This window comes from Nocardia sp. NPDC050412 (genome assembly GCF_044458825.1).
Taxonomy (GTDB): domain Bacteria; phylum Actinomycetota; class Actinomycetes; order Mycobacteriales; family Mycobacteriaceae; genus Nocardia.
In genome coordinates, this window is the sequence record NZ_JBITIJ010000014.1 from 192445 (window position 1) to 207332 (window position 14888).

The 14888-nt window shown below is 64.9% G+C and carries 19 protein-coding genes; 8 read left to right on the forward strand and 11 right to left on the reverse strand.

Annotation, left to right across the window (positions count from 1 at the left end):
* Positions 1 to 33 precede the first annotated feature (33 nt).
* Positions 34 to 1071 carry an aldo/keto reductase gene (locus ACIBI6_RS32685; protein ID WP_364348567.1) on the reverse strand — a complete coding sequence of 346 codons (1038 nt, stop codon included), beginning with the start codon at positions 1069 to 1071 and terminating at the stop codon, positions 34 to 36.
* Between the two features lie 105 nt (positions 1072 to 1176).
* Here ACIBI6_RS32685 and ACIBI6_RS32690 point away from each other — a divergent pair, with 105 nt between their 5' ends.
* Positions 1177 to 1785, forward strand: coding sequence for a TetR/AcrR family transcriptional regulator (locus ACIBI6_RS32690; RefSeq protein ID WP_396958811.1), 609 nt, complete (start codon positions 1177 to 1179; stop codon positions 1783 to 1785).
* 175 nt (positions 1786 to 1960) lie between these two features.
* On the opposite strand, the gene ACIBI6_RS32695 is transcribed toward ACIBI6_RS32690, so the two are convergent.
* Positions 1961 to 2785, reverse strand: a complete 825-nt coding sequence (locus ACIBI6_RS32695; protein WP_396958812.1) for an ArsR/SmtB family transcription factor — start codon at positions 2783 to 2785, stop codon at positions 1961 to 1963.
* 161 nt (positions 2786 to 2946) lie between these two features.
* On the opposite strand from ACIBI6_RS32695, the gene ACIBI6_RS32700 reads away from it, so the two are divergent.
* Genes ACIBI6_RS32700 through ACIBI6_RS32710 form a run of 3 tightly spaced genes read left to right on the forward strand, consistent with a single transcriptional unit; the run spans position 2947 to position 4965 of the window.
* On the forward strand, positions 2947 to 3873 hold the full coding sequence (locus ACIBI6_RS32700) for an ABC transporter ATP-binding protein (protein ID WP_364348561.1): 927 nt from the start codon (positions 2947 to 2949) through the stop codon (positions 3871 to 3873).
* Entirely contained in the window at positions 3870 to 4721 is an 852-nt protein-coding gene (locus ACIBI6_RS32705; RefSeq protein ID WP_396958813.1) for an ABC transporter permease, read from the forward strand. The genes ACIBI6_RS32700 and ACIBI6_RS32705 overlap by 4 nt, the downstream gene beginning before the upstream one ends.
* Positions 4711 to 4965, forward strand: a complete 255-nt coding sequence (locus ACIBI6_RS32710; protein ID WP_084509363.1) for a helix-turn-helix transcriptional regulator — start codon at positions 4711 to 4713, stop codon at positions 4963 to 4965. The genes ACIBI6_RS32705 and ACIBI6_RS32710 overlap by 11 nt, the downstream gene beginning before the upstream one ends.
* Positions 4966 to 4968: 3 nt before the next feature.
* Here ACIBI6_RS32710 and ACIBI6_RS32715 read toward each other — a convergent pair whose 3' ends face one another.
* Complete coding sequence (locus ACIBI6_RS32715; RefSeq protein WP_396958814.1) at positions 4969 to 5847, reverse strand: NAD(P)-dependent oxidoreductase; 879 nt, start codon at positions 5845 to 5847, stop codon at positions 4969 to 4971.
* A 180-nt stretch (positions 5848 to 6027) separates the two neighbouring features.
* Here ACIBI6_RS32715 and ACIBI6_RS32720 point away from each other — a divergent pair, with 180 nt between their 5' ends.
* Positions 6028 to 6378, forward strand: coding sequence for a winged helix-turn-helix transcriptional regulator (locus ACIBI6_RS32720; RefSeq protein WP_396958815.1), 351 nt, complete (start codon positions 6028 to 6030; stop codon positions 6376 to 6378).
* 160 nt (positions 6379 to 6538) lie between these two features.
* On the opposite strand, the gene ACIBI6_RS32725 is transcribed toward ACIBI6_RS32720, so the two are convergent.
* The 5 genes from ACIBI6_RS32725 to ACIBI6_RS32745 form a co-directional block, all read right to left on the reverse strand.
* Positions 6539 to 7654, reverse strand: coding sequence for a glycerate kinase (locus ACIBI6_RS32725; protein WP_396958816.1), 1116 nt, complete (start codon positions 7652 to 7654; stop codon positions 6539 to 6541).
* A gap of 134 nt (positions 7655 to 7788) precedes the next feature.
* The gene (locus tag ACIBI6_RS32730; RefSeq protein ID WP_396958827.1) at positions 7789 to 8202 is read right to left on the reverse strand and encodes an arsenate reductase ArsC; all 414 of its coding nucleotides are present in this window, start codon (positions 8200 to 8202) and stop codon (positions 7789 to 7791) included.
* A gap of 17 nt (positions 8203 to 8219) precedes the next feature.
* Complete coding sequence (locus ACIBI6_RS32735) at positions 8220 to 8945, reverse strand: aquaporin (protein ID WP_396958817.1); 726 nt, start codon at positions 8943 to 8945, stop codon at positions 8220 to 8222.
* Positions 8942 to 9319, reverse strand: coding sequence for a metalloregulator ArsR/SmtB family transcription factor (locus ACIBI6_RS32740; protein ID WP_364348542.1), 378 nt, complete (start codon positions 9317 to 9319; stop codon positions 8942 to 8944). The genes ACIBI6_RS32735 and ACIBI6_RS32740 overlap by 4 nt, the downstream gene beginning before the upstream one ends.
* 67 nt (positions 9320 to 9386) lie before the next feature.
* Entirely contained in the window at positions 9387 to 9917 is a 531-nt protein-coding gene (locus ACIBI6_RS32745) for an ArsI/CadI family heavy metal resistance metalloenzyme (protein WP_364348539.1), read from the reverse strand.
* A gap of 102 nt (positions 9918 to 10019) precedes the next feature.
* Between ACIBI6_RS32745 and ACIBI6_RS32750 the strand changes: the two genes are divergently transcribed.
* Entirely contained in the window at positions 10020 to 10379 is a 360-nt protein-coding gene (locus tag ACIBI6_RS32750) for an Rv2640c family ArsR-like transcriptional regulator (protein ID WP_364348536.1), read from the forward strand.
* Between the two features lie 148 nt (positions 10380 to 10527).
* A complete protein-coding gene (locus ACIBI6_RS32755; RefSeq protein WP_396958818.1) occupies positions 10528 to 10974 on the forward strand; it encodes a nitroreductase/quinone reductase family protein in 447 nt (148 codons plus the stop codon).
* 53 nt (positions 10975 to 11027) lie between these two features.
* On the opposite strand, the gene aroQ is transcribed toward ACIBI6_RS32755, so the two are convergent.
* A complete protein-coding gene (aroQ, locus tag ACIBI6_RS32760; RefSeq protein ID WP_364348530.1) occupies positions 11028 to 11465 on the reverse strand; it encodes a type II 3-dehydroquinate dehydratase in 438 nt (145 codons plus the stop codon).
* A 24-nt stretch (positions 11466 to 11489) separates the two neighbouring features.
* Positions 11490 to 12071 (reverse strand): hypothetical protein, encoded by a 582-nt coding sequence (locus ACIBI6_RS32765; RefSeq protein WP_364348527.1) that lies wholly within the window; start codon positions 12069 to 12071, stop codon positions 11490 to 11492.
* A 514-nt stretch (positions 12072 to 12585) separates the two neighbouring features.
* Between ACIBI6_RS32765 and ACIBI6_RS32770 the strand changes: the two genes are divergently transcribed.
* Entirely contained in the window at positions 12586 to 14166 is a 1581-nt protein-coding gene (locus tag ACIBI6_RS32770) for an NTF2-like N-terminal transpeptidase domain-containing protein (RefSeq protein ID WP_364348524.1), read from the forward strand.
* Here ACIBI6_RS32770 and ACIBI6_RS32775 read toward each other — a convergent pair whose 3' ends face one another.
* Positions 14167 to 14538 carry a DUF3054 domain-containing protein gene (locus ACIBI6_RS32775; protein ID WP_364348521.1) on the reverse strand — a complete coding sequence of 124 codons (372 nt, stop codon included), beginning with the start codon at positions 14536 to 14538 and terminating at the stop codon, positions 14167 to 14169.
* Between the last annotated feature and the right edge of the window lie 350 nt (positions 14539 to 14888).

Sequence of the window (14888 nt, forward strand, 5' to 3'; positions counted from 1 at the left end):
CATGATTCCTGGGCCAGGATGGGTGGGGCGTGATTACCGGCTTACCGGCGATGGACGACGTCGTAGTGCCGCGTGGAGCAGGGCGGGTGGCGTGTCGTGCTTCTCGTCCGGGGCGAGGTCGACGCCGGGCGCCACGATCGCATCGATCGCATCGAGCACGTCGGCGGAGAGCACGGTGTCCGCGGCGGCGAGTTGCGAATGCAAGTGATCCGTCGTACGGGGCCCGATGATGGCGCTGGTGACACCGCGGTGTGCGGTCACGAAACCGAGGGCGAGCTGGATCATCGTCAATCCGGCCTGGTCGGCGATCTTGGCCAGCTGCTCGACCGCGTCCATTTTTGCCCGGTTGACCGGGATGGTGGTGTCGAAGCGTTGGGGCATGAACGTCGATCGGCTGGTGGTGATCTCTCGATCCGCGCGGATCGCGCCCGAGAGCCAGCCCGAGGCCAGCGGGCTCCACACCAGTACGCCGAGTCCGTAATGCTCGGTCACCGGCAGCACGTGGGATTCGATGCCGCGCTGCAGGATCGAGTAGCCGGGCTGTTCGGTGACGTAAGGGCGCAGGTGGTTATCGCGAGCTGCCCACTGTGCTTGCACGATGCGGTACGCGGGAAATGTCGACGAACCGGAATAGCGAATCTTTCCGGCCCGCTGCAGGTCGGTCAGGGCCGAAAGTGTCTCCTCGTCGCTGGTATTCGGATCCCACCGGTGGATCTGATAGAGATCGACGTGGTCGACCCCCAGCCGACGCAGGCTGTTATCCAACTCAGTGACCAACCAGCGGCGCGAACCACCCTGATGATTGCGCTCCGGCCCCATCGGCATGCTCGCCTTCGTGGCCAGCACGATGTCGTCGCGGCGATTCGCAATGGCCTTGCCGACCATCTGCTCCGACTCGCCGTCGCTGTACATGTCGGCGGTGTCGATGAGGTTGATCCCGGCTTCCAGGGCGACGTCGACCATAGCCGTGGCCTCGTCCTGGGTGGTGCGCCCGATCCGGCCGAAGTTCATCGCGCCGAGCGCGAGGGTGCTGACCTGCACACCGGTGCGGCCCAAAGTGCGGTACTGCATGAATGCTCCTCCATGAGAGGGGTGAATTGGTTTCGGCTCGGCTGTTCTGCCATCCTGAATAAGCGGAACCGTGTTCCGAAACCAACATACGGAACATTGTTCCGTTTGACAAGCGTTGTATCGGAGGTGGTCGCTATCGACAGCGGATCGGGGTCATCGGCCCCGCGAAAACGGGCGGATGCCCTGCGTAATAAGAAGACGCTGCTGGACGCGGCCGGTGCGGCTTTCGTCGAGTCCGGCGTCGATGTGCCCGTGCGCGATATCGCCGCCAAGGCGGGCGTCGGCATCGGCACGATCTACCGCCACTTCCCGACGCGGGCCGACCTCATCCTCGCCGTGTACCGCCACCAGGTCGAGGCCTGCGCCGAGGCCGGTCCGACACTGCTGACGGACAGCGACACACCACATGCCGCTCTGGGGCAGTGGATCAACCTCTTCGTCGACTTTTTGGTCACCAAACACGGCCTCGCCGAGGCGCTACAGTCCGACGACCCCACCTTCGAGACCTTGCACGCCTACTTTCTCGAGCGCCTGGTTCCGGTATGCGCCCAACTCCTCGAAGCCGCTGCAACAGCAGGCGAAATCCGCCCCGACATGGAGCCCTACGAACTCCTACGCGGCGTCGGCAACCTGTGCATCGGCGCAGGCAATACCCCCCGCTACGATGCCCGCCGCATGGTCGAACTCCTGATCGCAGGCCTGCGCTACCAGTAGGGAGTCGCCGCGAGTCCCTCATGTAGGCGCGGCAGGAACTCCGCCGCCCGCAGCTCACTGGGTTTCTGATCCACGCTGATCGCCTTGCTGTGAGCAGCAGTTACCGGCCAGGGGGCAACCATCCCGGCGCCGCCGTGCTGGCGGAGGAGCAGCACGGTCAGCGATCCGGCTGCAACTACGCCACCGGTTCCGGCAGGGACTCGCCCGTCTCCAGCAAGCTCTTGAGGCTCGACAAGATGCTCGGCCAACCGCCGCTGATTCCGGCCAGGACGGCGCTGCCGGGTTCGAAACCGTCATGGATGACAGTCAGTTTCACGGTTTCGCCGTGGGGCTCGAGTTCGAAGGTCACCTTCGAGCGGGGCTCGCGGGCCCAGACTGCCACGTCTTCGGGGTCCATATCGAAGGTGGTGGCGAAGGCGGGGTCGAAGGTGTGCCACGTGTAGGAGAGCTTGGTGTACGGATCTGACTCCAGGACAATCTGTTCCGGATCCTTGCTGGTCCAATCGCGTTGGTGCCACACCATTTCCGAGCCGGGCTGCCAATCGGTATCGAAGCTGGCACCCCAGTAGCGGTTGGTGAAAGCGGGGTCGGTCAGGGCCTGCCAGAGCCGCTGCGGCGTCGTCTTGATGTAGGTGGTGTAGACGAATGCGTTGCCGGCGGTGTCGATTTTTTGTTCGCTTCGCTCACTCATGGGGTTTGCCTCCAATGCTTGTTTGAGGTCGGCCAGCGCGTGGACGCGGGCGCGGTGGTAGCGGGTGATCCAGCGGTCGGCGATGGCGTTGATGGGTTCGGCATTGAGGTAGTGCAGTTTTTCGCGACCGCTGCGGCGAGTGGTGATCAAATTGGCGGACTCCAGGACCGCGAGATGTTTGCTCACCGATTGGCGGGCCATATCCAGTTCGGCGCACAGTTCGCGCAGAGTCTGGCCGTTGCGCGCGTTGAGGCTGTCGAGCAGCCTTCTGCGGCTCGGATCGGCCAGCGCTCGGAATACCTCGTCCATGCCACCTTCTTCGAGATGCGCAGCCGTTTGGCTGCACATTCTCACGATAGGCAGCCATTTAGCTGCCTGTCAATCGAAATGTAGGCAAGAGGCAGCATTGTCGCAGCGCAATGTAGTAGGTATGCTACGAAACATCCCGATCTCACAATGGGGAGGATGAGATGATCCTGGGTGACGGCGTCGCGCTCGACGTCGAGAAATTGCGGATGCGGTACGGCACGACCGACGTCCTGCATGACGTGACTTTCCAAGCCCGGCCGGGCGAGGTGCTGGTGCTCCTCGGCCCGAACGGCGCGGGCAAAACCACAACCATCGAAATTCTGGAGGGCTTCCGCATGCGCTCCGCGGGCCGCGTCGAGGTACTCGGCATGGATCCGGCGCACGGCAACGAAGCCTGGCGGGCGCGACTGGGCGTCGTCCTGCAATCGTGGCGCGACCACGCCAAATGGCGTGTACGCGAACTACTTTCCCACCTTGGCTCCTATTACGCGCCGTACCGCACGGATCGGATCCACAGGCCTTGGGACACAGACGAACTCATTGCCGCCGTCGGCCTTACCGAGCAGGCCAACAGTAAGATCGGAGCGCTGTCCGGCGGGCAGCGCCGTCGCATGGACGTCGCGATCGGCATCGTCGGCCGCCCCGAACTGCTGTTCCTGGACGAACCGACCGCGGGCTTCGATCCACAGGCCCGTCGCGAATTCCATGATCTGGTCCATCATCTCGCCGACGACCGGACCACCATCTTGCTCACCACCCATGATCTCGACGAGGCCGAGAAGCTCGCCGACCGCATCATGATCCTGGCCGGTGGCCGGATCATCGCCGACGGCTCGGCCGACGAACTGTCGCGCCGCATCGCGGGTGAGGCCGAAATCCGTTGGACCCACGATGGACAACGGTTCGTGCACACCACCGCCGAGTCGACCAAGTTCGTCTACGAGCTGTTCAAGCAGCACGGCGACGAGATCGGCGAGCTCGAGGTGCGCCGTGCCTCGCTGGAGGAAACATATATGGCACTGGTGCGGCAATACGAGTCCGGTCGGCTCGAAACCGAAGTCCATTCGCTGCAGGAGGTTGCGCGATGAATCCGATCGATGCCGCCGTGCGGGCGGGAACTCGGCGCGGACTGATCGAAATACGGCAATCGCTCACCAATGTGCAGGATCTCTGGGGGATGCTCTTCTGGCCGGTCGTCATGGTCGTCGTGCTGTTCTTCATGCGCGACGCGACCTTCGAGGCGAGCGGCTTCGCACTTGGTTCGCTGGCCCTGCCGAGCATCCTCGGCTTGCTCGTCGCCTTCAACGGCATGTTCGGCATCGCCCAGATGCTGACCTTGGAACGCGAAGACGGAACCCTGTTGCGCGCCAAGGCGACTCCGAACGGCATGGTCGGCTATCTGATCGGCAAAATCGTCACGACCGCGGGCTGGGTGGTCATCCCCTTCGTTATCGTGCTGATTCCGGGGCTGTTCCTGGTCGACGGCACGGCGATGGGCAGCGTCGGTTCCTGGCTGGGCCTGATCGGCGTCGTCGCGCTCGGCATGCTCGCGACCATGCCGGCCGGTGCGGTGCTCGGATCGCTGTTCAGCAACCCGCGCAATATCGGCTTCGTCTCGCTGCCGATCATGGGCATCGTCGCGATCTCGGGCGTCTTCTACCCGATCACCTCGATGCCGGGCTGGCTGCAGGGCGTCGCGCAGGTATTTCCGGTCTATTGGCTCGGGCTCGGCATGCGTTCGGCGATGCTGCCCGGCGATGCGGTCGCCATCGAACTAGGACATTCCTGGCGGCATCTGGAAACCATTGCCGTGCTGGGTGTCTGGGCGGTGGTCGGGCTACTGCTCGCGCCGATCGTGCTGCGTAGGATGGCACGTCGCGAGTCCGGGTCGAACGTGGCGGCGCGGCGCGAGAAGGCGATTCAGCGTGCCTACTGAGGTCATCTACAACCGCATCGCCATGTTGCGGGCCGAGCGCGGCATCTCCCGGCGGGAGCTTGCCGAAGCGCTCGGTGTGCACTATCAGACGATCGGTTACCTCGAACGCGGCGAATACAGCCCGAGCCTGCATCTGGCGTTGCGGATCGCGGCGTATTTCGAGGTCGCGGTGGAGGTGATCTTCTCGACCACCCCATTCCCGCGCCTCGGCTCCGTCGATTCGGCGCGTGCCGCGGGGGACTGAGATTTACCGCGGCCCAGTGAACAACTGGTACACCGGAACCGGCTGCCCCGCCTCCTCGCTTGCCGCGATCGCACGCCGCCAAAGGCCCTGCACCGCGTGCGACAGGGACGCATCGACGCCGACCTCCTCGCTGGCATCGATGATGTGCTGTGCCCCGGCATCCATCATCTTCAGACTCGCCAGTGTCCCCCAGCCGCCCACCTTCGCCGCGGCCGCGAAATCCTCGATGAAATACGGGTACGCGCCGGTCGCGCGCAGTGCGAAGGGCAGGAACTGGTCGATGCTGTGACCGGACTTCTCGATCACCGCGAGCGCCTGATCGAAGGCGAGCATCCAGGGATGGAAAATGATCAAACCGGCCTGGTAGAAGACCTGCGCGAGACCGTCATCCGCACCGAGGTATTCCTGCGGGCTCAGCGGACGCAGCAATTCGGCGTGCGCGTCGAAAACCTCTTTCGGACCGCTGTAGAAGATGAACGACGCAGGATGGGAGATATTGTCGCCCGCCGACATGACGCCGCCGGAAAAGAATTCCGCGCCGTGCGAGCGCACCCACTCGGCACCCTTGCGCGCTTTTTCCGGTGAATCCGAGGACAGGTTGGCGATCACCTTGCCCGGCAAATGGTCGGTGGCCTGTCCCAATACTTCGTACATGGCGGCGTAGTGGGTAAGGCTCAGCACGGTCACCGCATTGGCCTCCAGCGCCTCGGCGACCGTGGCGGCCCGCTTCGCGCCGAGTTCGACCATCGCGTCGACCTTTTCGGTGCTGCGATTCCAGACCGTCACCTCGATACCGGCATCCAGGAAGGCCCGGACCATGGCCTGGCCCATCGGACCCAGGCCGACGACGGAAACGGAGCCAGCGGTGGTCTGCTCGGACATGTTGTGTCCCTTCGGTTCTCATTGCGATTGGTGGTCGACTGACCCTTTCGAGCGACCTGCAAGCAGTCGCTACGGCCGAGATCCATGGTCGTTGTCGCAGGTAGCGTCGGGAAGACCGCACGTTCAGGTGTGGTTGCTTACCTCGAGGTTCGAATTCAGGTCAGAAGGAGTGCGGTGGGCATGAGCAGTGATGGAGATCACGATGTGTGCGGCATGTCGGTGGCGATCGACGTCGTCGGCGGCAAATGGAAGCTGCACCTGATGTGGGTGCTCGCCGCGGGCCCGCAGCGGTTCGGCCGGATACGCAAGCTGCTCACCGGGGTCAGCGAAAAGGTGCTCGCGGAGAATCTGCGTCATCTGGAGGCCAGCGGTGTGGTGCACCGTGAGGTCTTCCCCGAAGTCCCGCCGCGCGTCGAATACTCGCTCACTCCGCTCGGCGAAGAGCTCGAAATTGCGCTGCGCCCGCTCGAAGCCTGGGGCGACAAGCACCGCGACGAACTCCTCGGCAATCTGCTCGCCGCGGCGGGCTAGTGCTCCAGCCGGCCCCGGTGGTTCGCCGCACCGGACGGGTCATCCCAGTCCCGGGGTAGTGGACTCGTGGCCGGACTGCACGCCGATGTCATCGTCGGCGGGCTCGGTTTCCTGGTGGCCGCCGCGCTCACCGTGATCACGGTTCGACCCTGATCCATTTTCATGGGTTGTCGACACCTATTTGTTCGCCGACGCGAGTGAGTAGCTGTGCCGCATCGGCGATGGAGCGGGCAGGGTCCGGTTCCAGATCGGCAAGGGCGTAGCAGGCAGAGAAGCCTGCCGCTCGGATCTCGTTGGGCGTCAATTGCGTTCGGCCGACGGCGGCCACCACCGGGACGCCCGCCTTGCGCGCGACCTCGCACACACCGATCGGGGCCTTGCCGTGCAGGCTCTGGGTATCGAGGGCACCCTCACCGGTGACGACCAGGGTGGCTCGGTCGAGAAGTGTTGGGAAATCGAGGAGTTCGAGTACGACCTCGATGCCGCTGCGGACCTGCGCGCCGAGCACCGCGAGTGCGCCGAATCCGGTGCCGCCTGCCGCACCCGCGCCGGGGACATCCGCGAATTCCGGTGCGACAATGGCCGCCCAATTCGTCAGTGCCGCTTCGAGAATGGACAGATCCGGCGGTGTCGCACCCTTCTGTGGCGCATATACCGCGACTGCCCCGGTTGGGCCGAGTAGCGGGTTGTCGACATCGCAGGCCAGGGTGAAGGTCGTCGCCGCGATCCGCGGATGCAATCCGGTGCGATCCAATCGCGCGGCACGCGCCAAAGTCGCTCCGCCTGTGGATAATTCAGCGCCACCGGCATCGAGGATTCGCGCACCGAGGGCCTGCAGCATGCCTGCCCCACCGTCGGTCGAGGCGCTGCCGCCCAAGCCGAGGACGATATCGGTTACCCCTCGATCCAGGGCGTGTGCGATGACGACACCCAGCCCATAGGTGTGCGCTCCGAGCGGATCGGGTTGTCTCCCTGGCAGTTTGGTCAGCCCGACTGCCGCTGCCAATTCGATCACAGCCGTGGTTTCGTGCACCGCATAGGCGGCGGTGTCGGGTGCGCCGGTTGGTCCGGGCGCATCGACCTCGATCCGCTCCCAGCCCGCGGCCGCGAATGCGTCGACGGTTCCGTCACCGCCATCCGCGACCGGCACCTGCCGGATCTCGGCATCCGGACGGGCGCGCCTGATGCCCGTGGCCAAGGCGGCCGCCACCTCGGCAGCGGTCAGCGAGCCCTTGAATTTGTCCGGGGCGAGCACCACCCGGGGCGCGGATGTCATCTCCACATTCTCGGTGGTGGTTCCGAACGGCGCACGCCGGGAGTGCGCGTGATTTCCTCGTAGATCAGGTCCGGCGGCGCTTTGGGAGGCCCCATTCACGCGCCCTCGGGCAGCATTGAACTCATGCTCGGTGTTTATGACCGTGCCGGGATGCCTAGTTCGTCGAGCAGGCCGCGGACGCGTTTTTCGATGTCGTCGCGGATGGGGCGGACAGCGTCGATGCCTCGGCCAGCGGGGTCGTCGAGTTTCCAGTCCAGGTACTGCTTGCCGGGGAAGTAGGGGCAGGCGTCGCCGCAGCCCATGGTTATGACGACGTCGGATCCTTGCACGGCGTCGACGGTGAGGATCCTGGGGATCTCGGCGCAGATATCGATCCCGATCTCGCGCATGGCGGCGACGGCGGCAGGGTTGACCTGGTCGGCGGGCGCGGATCCGGCGGAGCGGACTTCGACCGAGTCGCCGGCGAGGTGGGTGAGGAATGCCGCGGCCATCTGCGAGCGTCCGGCGTTGTGCACGCAGACGAACAGCACGCTGGGTTTGGAGGTCATTGCCGGAGTGCGTTCTTTCATGCGGGATCCGTGACGGAGTGCGAGGCGACGATGTTTTCGGCCGGTGCCGGATCGGGATAGAGCAGTCCGATCAGGGCGAATCCGATACCGGCGCCGAGGATTTGGGCAGCTATGAACGCGGGCACCGAGGCGGGGGCGATACCGGCGAAGGTGTCGGAGAAGATCCGGCCGATCGTGACGGCGGGGTTGGCGAAGGATGTGGAGCTGGTGAACCAGTAGGCCGCACCGATGTAGGCGGCCACCGCCGCAGCCGACATCGCGGCGCGGCCGGTGCGGGCGAGGGCGAAGATGACCGCGATCAGCCCGGCCGTGGCCACCACCTCCCCGACCAGGTGCCCGGTGGTGACGCGGTGGTGGGTGGAGATCTGGACGGCACGCTGGTCGAACATGATGTTGGCCAGTACTGCCCCGACCGCCGCGCCGAGGACCTGCGCGCCGATGTAGGCGGCGAGGTCGGTAGCGGGGAGTCCGGTACCACGGCGGCGTCCGGCCCACCAATCCGCGACCGAGACAACGGGATTGAAGTGCGCGCCGGAGACAGGGCCGAGCATCAGGATCAAAACACCGAGCCCGAAAACGGTTGCGGTCGAGTTCTCCAGCAACTGCACGCCGTGATCGTGCGGCGAGAGCTGTTGGGCGGCGATACCTGAGCCGACGACCGCGCACACCAGCAGCGCGGTCCCCATGAGCTCGGCCAGCAGCCGCCGCGATAGCGCACTCATCGAGCGAGCGCCTCGGGCAGCGTGATGTCCAGAAACTGTGAAAGTTGGTGCAGGGCGGCGGGTTCGACGCGGTAGTACACCCACGACCCGCGCCGTTCGCTCGACAGCAGCCCCGCTTCCCGCAGCACCTTGAGGTGGTGGGAGATGGTGGGCTGGGAGACGTCGAATCCCGCGGAGACATCGCATACGCAGGCTTCCTGGCCGGTGTGGCTGGCCACCACCGACAGCAGGCGCAGCCGGACCGGGTCCGACAATGCCTTGAACACCGCCGCCAGATCGCCGGCGGCCTGCGTGGTCAAGGGTTGCCGAGCCAGGGGCGTGACCTCACACGCGGGTGAGGTCACGTCGGTCAGCGGGAGCGCTCGATTCGACACGCATCGATATTGATGGTTATCGAATCCGAGGGCAAATGAACAACGGATGAACGAACCCATGAAACGGTTAGTTGCAGCAGGACGCGCCGGAGGTGACGGCGTCCTTCTTGGCGTCGCTTGCGCAGCACGCTCCCTCAGCGGCAGCATCCTCGGCAGTGCCGCAGCATACTGACACCGCCTGCGCGTCATCGACCGTCTCATCGGTGGCGAGATGCGGTGTGGTGCCGAAGGTTTCGCTGTCGGCGAGCACGGTGTAGACCTCCCAGCGTTCGGCATCCGGGGCGGTGACCCACACCTTGTCCTGGGTGGCGAAGCAACACGTGGTCGCGATCTGCTCCTCGGTGAACAGCCCCGCGGTCGACAGGCGCGCTATCTCGGCATGCACCTCATCGCTGGATTGCACCTCGACACCGAGATGATTGAGACTGCCGCCCTGGCCGGGATTCTCGATCAATACGAGCTTGATCGGTGGCTCGGCGATGGCGAAGTTGGCGTAACCCGGCTTGCGCTTGGCGGGTTCGGCATTGAACAGGGTCGAGTAAAACCGCACCGCCTGATCGAGGTCGTCGACATTGAGGGCGAGCTGGATGCGGGACATGAGAATCTACCTCCACTTGTGAGACATATGTCGAAAAGCTGACACGGTCGAGTCTGCACCACCTCTTCGACATATGTCAACAAGGTGGCTAGAGTTGATTACATGCCCAAGGCGCTGCCCGTGATCGACATGTCCGCCCCTGTCTGCTGCGCCCCTGTCGCGGCCGCACCGATCGATGACGCCGCCGCGCTGGAAATCGCATTGCGGCTCAAGGCCATCGCCGAACCCGTCCGCGTCAAACTGCTGTCCCTGCTGCTCACCAGCCCGGCTGGTGCGGAGAACACCGGCGAACTCGCCCGGGCGATCGGACTGGCCGAATCCACCACCAGCCACCACCTCGGCCAGCTGAGAAAAGCGGGTCTGGTCGAGACCGAACGCCGCGGCATGAACACCTACCACCGCGCCCTACGCGACGCCCTCGCAGCGCTATGCCTGGTCCTGGACCCCAACTGCTGCCGTTGACCTTCCTGGCAGACCACCGCGAAAGCTGCCGTCAGGGCATCGACAACTTCGTCGAGACAACAGAAATGAGAGCAGTGCTCTTGACTTGCCGGGAAGTGGTGTGGAACACTGATCTCAACAGAGAGCAGTGCTCACAAAGGAGTAGGAAATGAACGCCAGCACCCGCTACCTCGGCCCGACCGGCATGGACCCGGTCGTGAACAAGATTGCCAACTGGCTGCCTCGCCTCGGCATCAGCGTTATGGGGTCGCGGCTGTTGGCGGTGCGCGGTCGTAAGAGTGGCGAATGGCGCACCACCATGGTCAATTTGATGACCGATTCCGATGGCACGCGCTACCTGGTTGCGCCGCGCGGCCACACGCAGTGGGTGCGGAACCTGCGCGTCGCGGGCAATGGTGAACTGCGGCTGGGGCGTAAGGTCGAGGCGTTCACGGCGATCGAAGTAGCCGATGCGGACAAGGTGCCGCTGCTGCGCCTCTACCTGCAGAAGTGGGGCTGGGAAGTCGGCAAATTCTTCGAGGGTGTCACCAAGAATTCCACGGATGCGGAGCTGGCCCAGATTGCCCCGGGTTTCCCGGTCTTCCGACTCGCCTAGTGTGACAAGCCGATCCGGTCAGCCGACCCTTTCGAGCGACCTGCAAGCAGTCGCTAGCGATGGATCAGGAATTCGATGGCTGCGGCATAACCCTGAATCCCCATCCCGGCCACTACCGCGGTGGCGATGGGGGAGATATAGGAGTGATGCCGGAACTCCTCGCGCGCATGCACATTGCTGATGTGCACCTCGACGATCGGGAGTTCCGGAATCACCAGCGCATCACGCAGCGCGACCGAAGTGTGCGTGAGCCCGCCGGGATTGATGACTATGCCTGATTCGACGCCGCGCGCCCGGTGGATCCGATCGATCAGCGCTCCTTCGGAATTCGATTGGAACGCATCGATCTCGCGGCCGTACCGGGCGGCGGTCTGTCGGCACAATGCGACGACATCGTCGAGTGTGGCCGACCCGTAGATCTCCGGCTGGCGGGTGCCGAGCATATTGAGGTTCGGGCCATTGAGAACCAGAATCGGGCCAGGTGTCGACATGGCTAAGACCCTAGCCCGCCGTGTTCACAGACCCTGCGGACCTTCCGAACGCAGGTCGTCCACCTTCCGCATGGCAGTGCGCAACTCCTCGAGCCAGGCCTCCGCATGCTTGCCCGCCAACTTGACCGTCCACGCCAGCGCATCCGCGCGTGAGCGCGCCACCCCGGAATCGACGAGCGTATCGAGCACCTTGCGCTCCGGCTGCCGCAGCCGCGTCATCACCGGGACCGCCAAGTGCGTGAACATGATTCGTTCGCCGTCTACCGAAACACCCCAGGCGACGCTGCGTCCGTAGCGGCGCTGGGCCTCGTTCGCGATCTGCATGCGGGCCGGTCGGGTGGTCTCGCGGAAGCGGGCGACGGCGCCCTCCTTCGTCGCGGCGGGGACCTCCTCGGCGGGAGCGTCTTCCTTTTCCGATACCGGTGCCGGGAGCTCACCGATAACCACGATCTCGTCCCGGTCGATTTCGATGACGGGCGGCCCGGCGAACCAGTCGCTCGGCAACCGTCCAGCGAACCAGTCCGGGGCGTCCGCGGGATCCGGGAGATCGGCCTGCTGCCAGCCGCCCGGTCGTCCGAAGCCCCGTCCCCGATGCTCATGCCTCATTGGGATTCACCTACTTACTGTGGTGCCTATATTTCATTGATTACAAGATTACGTCGCAAAGCGCCCGCGTGGTTCCGCTCTGTGCGAACGGTTTCGGTCACGCGCCGTGCGGGTACGCCAGATAAAGGTGTGTGCTGGTCAACGAGGCCCTGCGCGATCCAAACGCGGACGCGGACCGCCGAAACGCCGACGTGGGCCGTTTTCTGACAAGTTCGTGTTCCGGCCGGTACGGTTGCGGCGCCGGGTGTCGCGACGGGACCGGAGAACGTCCATGATCGACCAACCGAAGCACGGGCTTCGGGCACAATTGGAGATGCTGAGCATGGGTAACGTCCGGCTGGCGTGGCACGGCGGGCAGCTAATTTCAGGTACGGTGGTCTTGTTACTGGAGTGACAAGAGTAAAGAGTGGGCGACATGGATGTGTGGGGATCCCGCCGCTATCGCGTCCGGGGCGCAATCGCACTCTCGGGGGTGGTGGCGCTGGCTATCGCAATTGGGGCGTGTGGTTCGGATGTGAAGCGCAGTGAAGCCGAGTACGTCGTCGATCGCTTCACCCAACTGCTCGACGAGCAGAACTTCGCCAAGGCCGCGGAGCTCACCTCTTATCCCACGGCCGCATCCGCAACGCTGAAACAAATGTTCGCCGGATTGCAGCCGGGCAAGGTCGACTACCAAAAAACCCAGTTCATCGACCTGGACCGCGAGGCGGGCCTGTTCAGCATGGATGTCGCCTGGAACTTCGGCGAGAACAAGACCTGGAAATACAGCCTGCAGGGCAATGTGCGGAAGTTGGCGATCGGCTGGCGCATCTCCTGGGATCCCGCCGTCGTCATGCCGCAACTGGACCACAACCGCACGGTCCGGCTCGTGCGCACCACGCCGACCCCACCGCCGCGGGTCAAGGACATCGTCGGCGACGCGTTGATGACCGAGCAGATCATCAACGTGGTCAAACTCGATCCCGCCAAGACGACCGACCCGGTGGCCTCGACCGACGCGCTGGCCAAGGCCATCGCACCGGTCGCGCCGCTGATCACCGGACCGTCGCTCATGCAGCAGTTGTCGACCTCGCAGGGCAAGCCGATCATCGCGGTGAATCTGCGCGAACCCGATTTCGCGATCCTGGAATCCGCGTTGGCTCGTGTGCCCGGCGTGGTCATGGAGAAACAGCCGCGGCTGATCTCCGCCGACCGCCGGACCTGGTCGCCGATGCTGGACGCGTTGCGCAAAGTGTGGCAGGACAGCCAGGATCAGCACTCCGGTTGGGGTGTGCAGATTTTCGAACAGGACGGACGTTTCGTCGGCCAGATCGCCGGTTACCAGGGCCCGCCCGGCCCGGATATCGCGGCCACCATGGATCAGCGCCTGCAGCGCGCCGCCGAGGATGCGGTGGTCAGCGTCGGGACGCCCGCCTCGATCGTGGCGATCCAGCCGTCCAGCGGTTCGGTCGTGGCGGTCGCACAGAATACGCAGGCCAGTGAGCACGGTTCGGTCGCGTTCACCGGGCTCTATCCGGTCGGCACCAACATCGATCTGTTCCGCAATGTCGCCGCGGTATTGAAGAACAAGGCACCGCAGGACGTATCGGTGCAGGATGCGGCCGAATCCGCGCCCAATCTCGGAGTCGGCGTCGATTACAAGGTGCCGGGATTGGACGAAGTGACCGGCCGGGTCGCGGTGGCGGGGCGCAGTGCCGAGCAGGTGCGCCAGGGCGGTGGTACGGACGCGGTGCTGGCCAGCCCATTCGGCATGGCGATCGCAGCGGCCGCCATCGCGCGCGGGCAGGTACCGCCGCCGATGATCGAGGCCGGACACCCCAGCGCCACGGACGCGCAGGTCCCGGAGATGTCACCGGAACTCACCGAGCGGTTGCGCGCGATGTTGCGCGACGGCGCGGGACGACCGGAATTCGCGCCGCTGCGGCCCTACCGCGATGTCATCGGATTCATGGCCAGCACGGGCCATGACGCATGGCTCATCGCGAATGCGGGGGATCTGGCGCTGGCGATCCACATCAACGACGCCGACAGCGGGGATGCGACCGCGCGGATGGCGGCCCGGTTGTTCCAATCGCTGGCCACCCCAGAACCCTGATCAGTCGATGGCTCGGAAGGCCGCGCGCCAGCCGAGCAGGAACAGTGCGAGCACACACGCCGCGACGATGATGAAACTGAATGCCGTGCCCTGACCGCTGATCACGCGCAGCAGCATGCCGCCGCAGAGTGTGCCGAGCCAGACCAGAACTCCGGTGGGCCACGGGGTGGTTCCGTCGAAGCGCTCCTTTTCACCGAGCACCCGGCCGGCCACGGCGACCGCAGCAACCCACCCGATCGCGAGCCCGATAGCGAACGGCCACACCGTCTTCAGCAGTCCGGCGAGTACCGCCTCCTCATGGCTGCGCCGCCCGATCGCGCAAAACAAGATCACCAGCAGCGCGTCCACCACCAACGGCACCAATTTTCTCACGCGGGCCAGCGTAGTAGTGCGCTTGTCAGACGCTGCGACGCGACACCTGCTGGTCACGTCCGGGCCCCGCAGCCCACCAGTCTCGTCGGAGCTGAACCGTCTGTACATCTGTGACCACCACCGAGCGAGTCTTACGAGCGACCGTTCGCGGCCCGTCTTGCGTCCGAGTCGCAGGTGCGGCCATTGAACACAGCCGGGTCGTCGAAGTGCCCATGCCGTAGTGGTGGGGTTTCCGTGGCTGACGTGACCACGACGGAGCGAGTCTTACGAGCGACCGTTCGCGGCCCGTCTTGCGTCCGAGTCGCAGGTGCGGCCATTGAACACAGCCGGGTCGTCGAAGTGCCCATGCC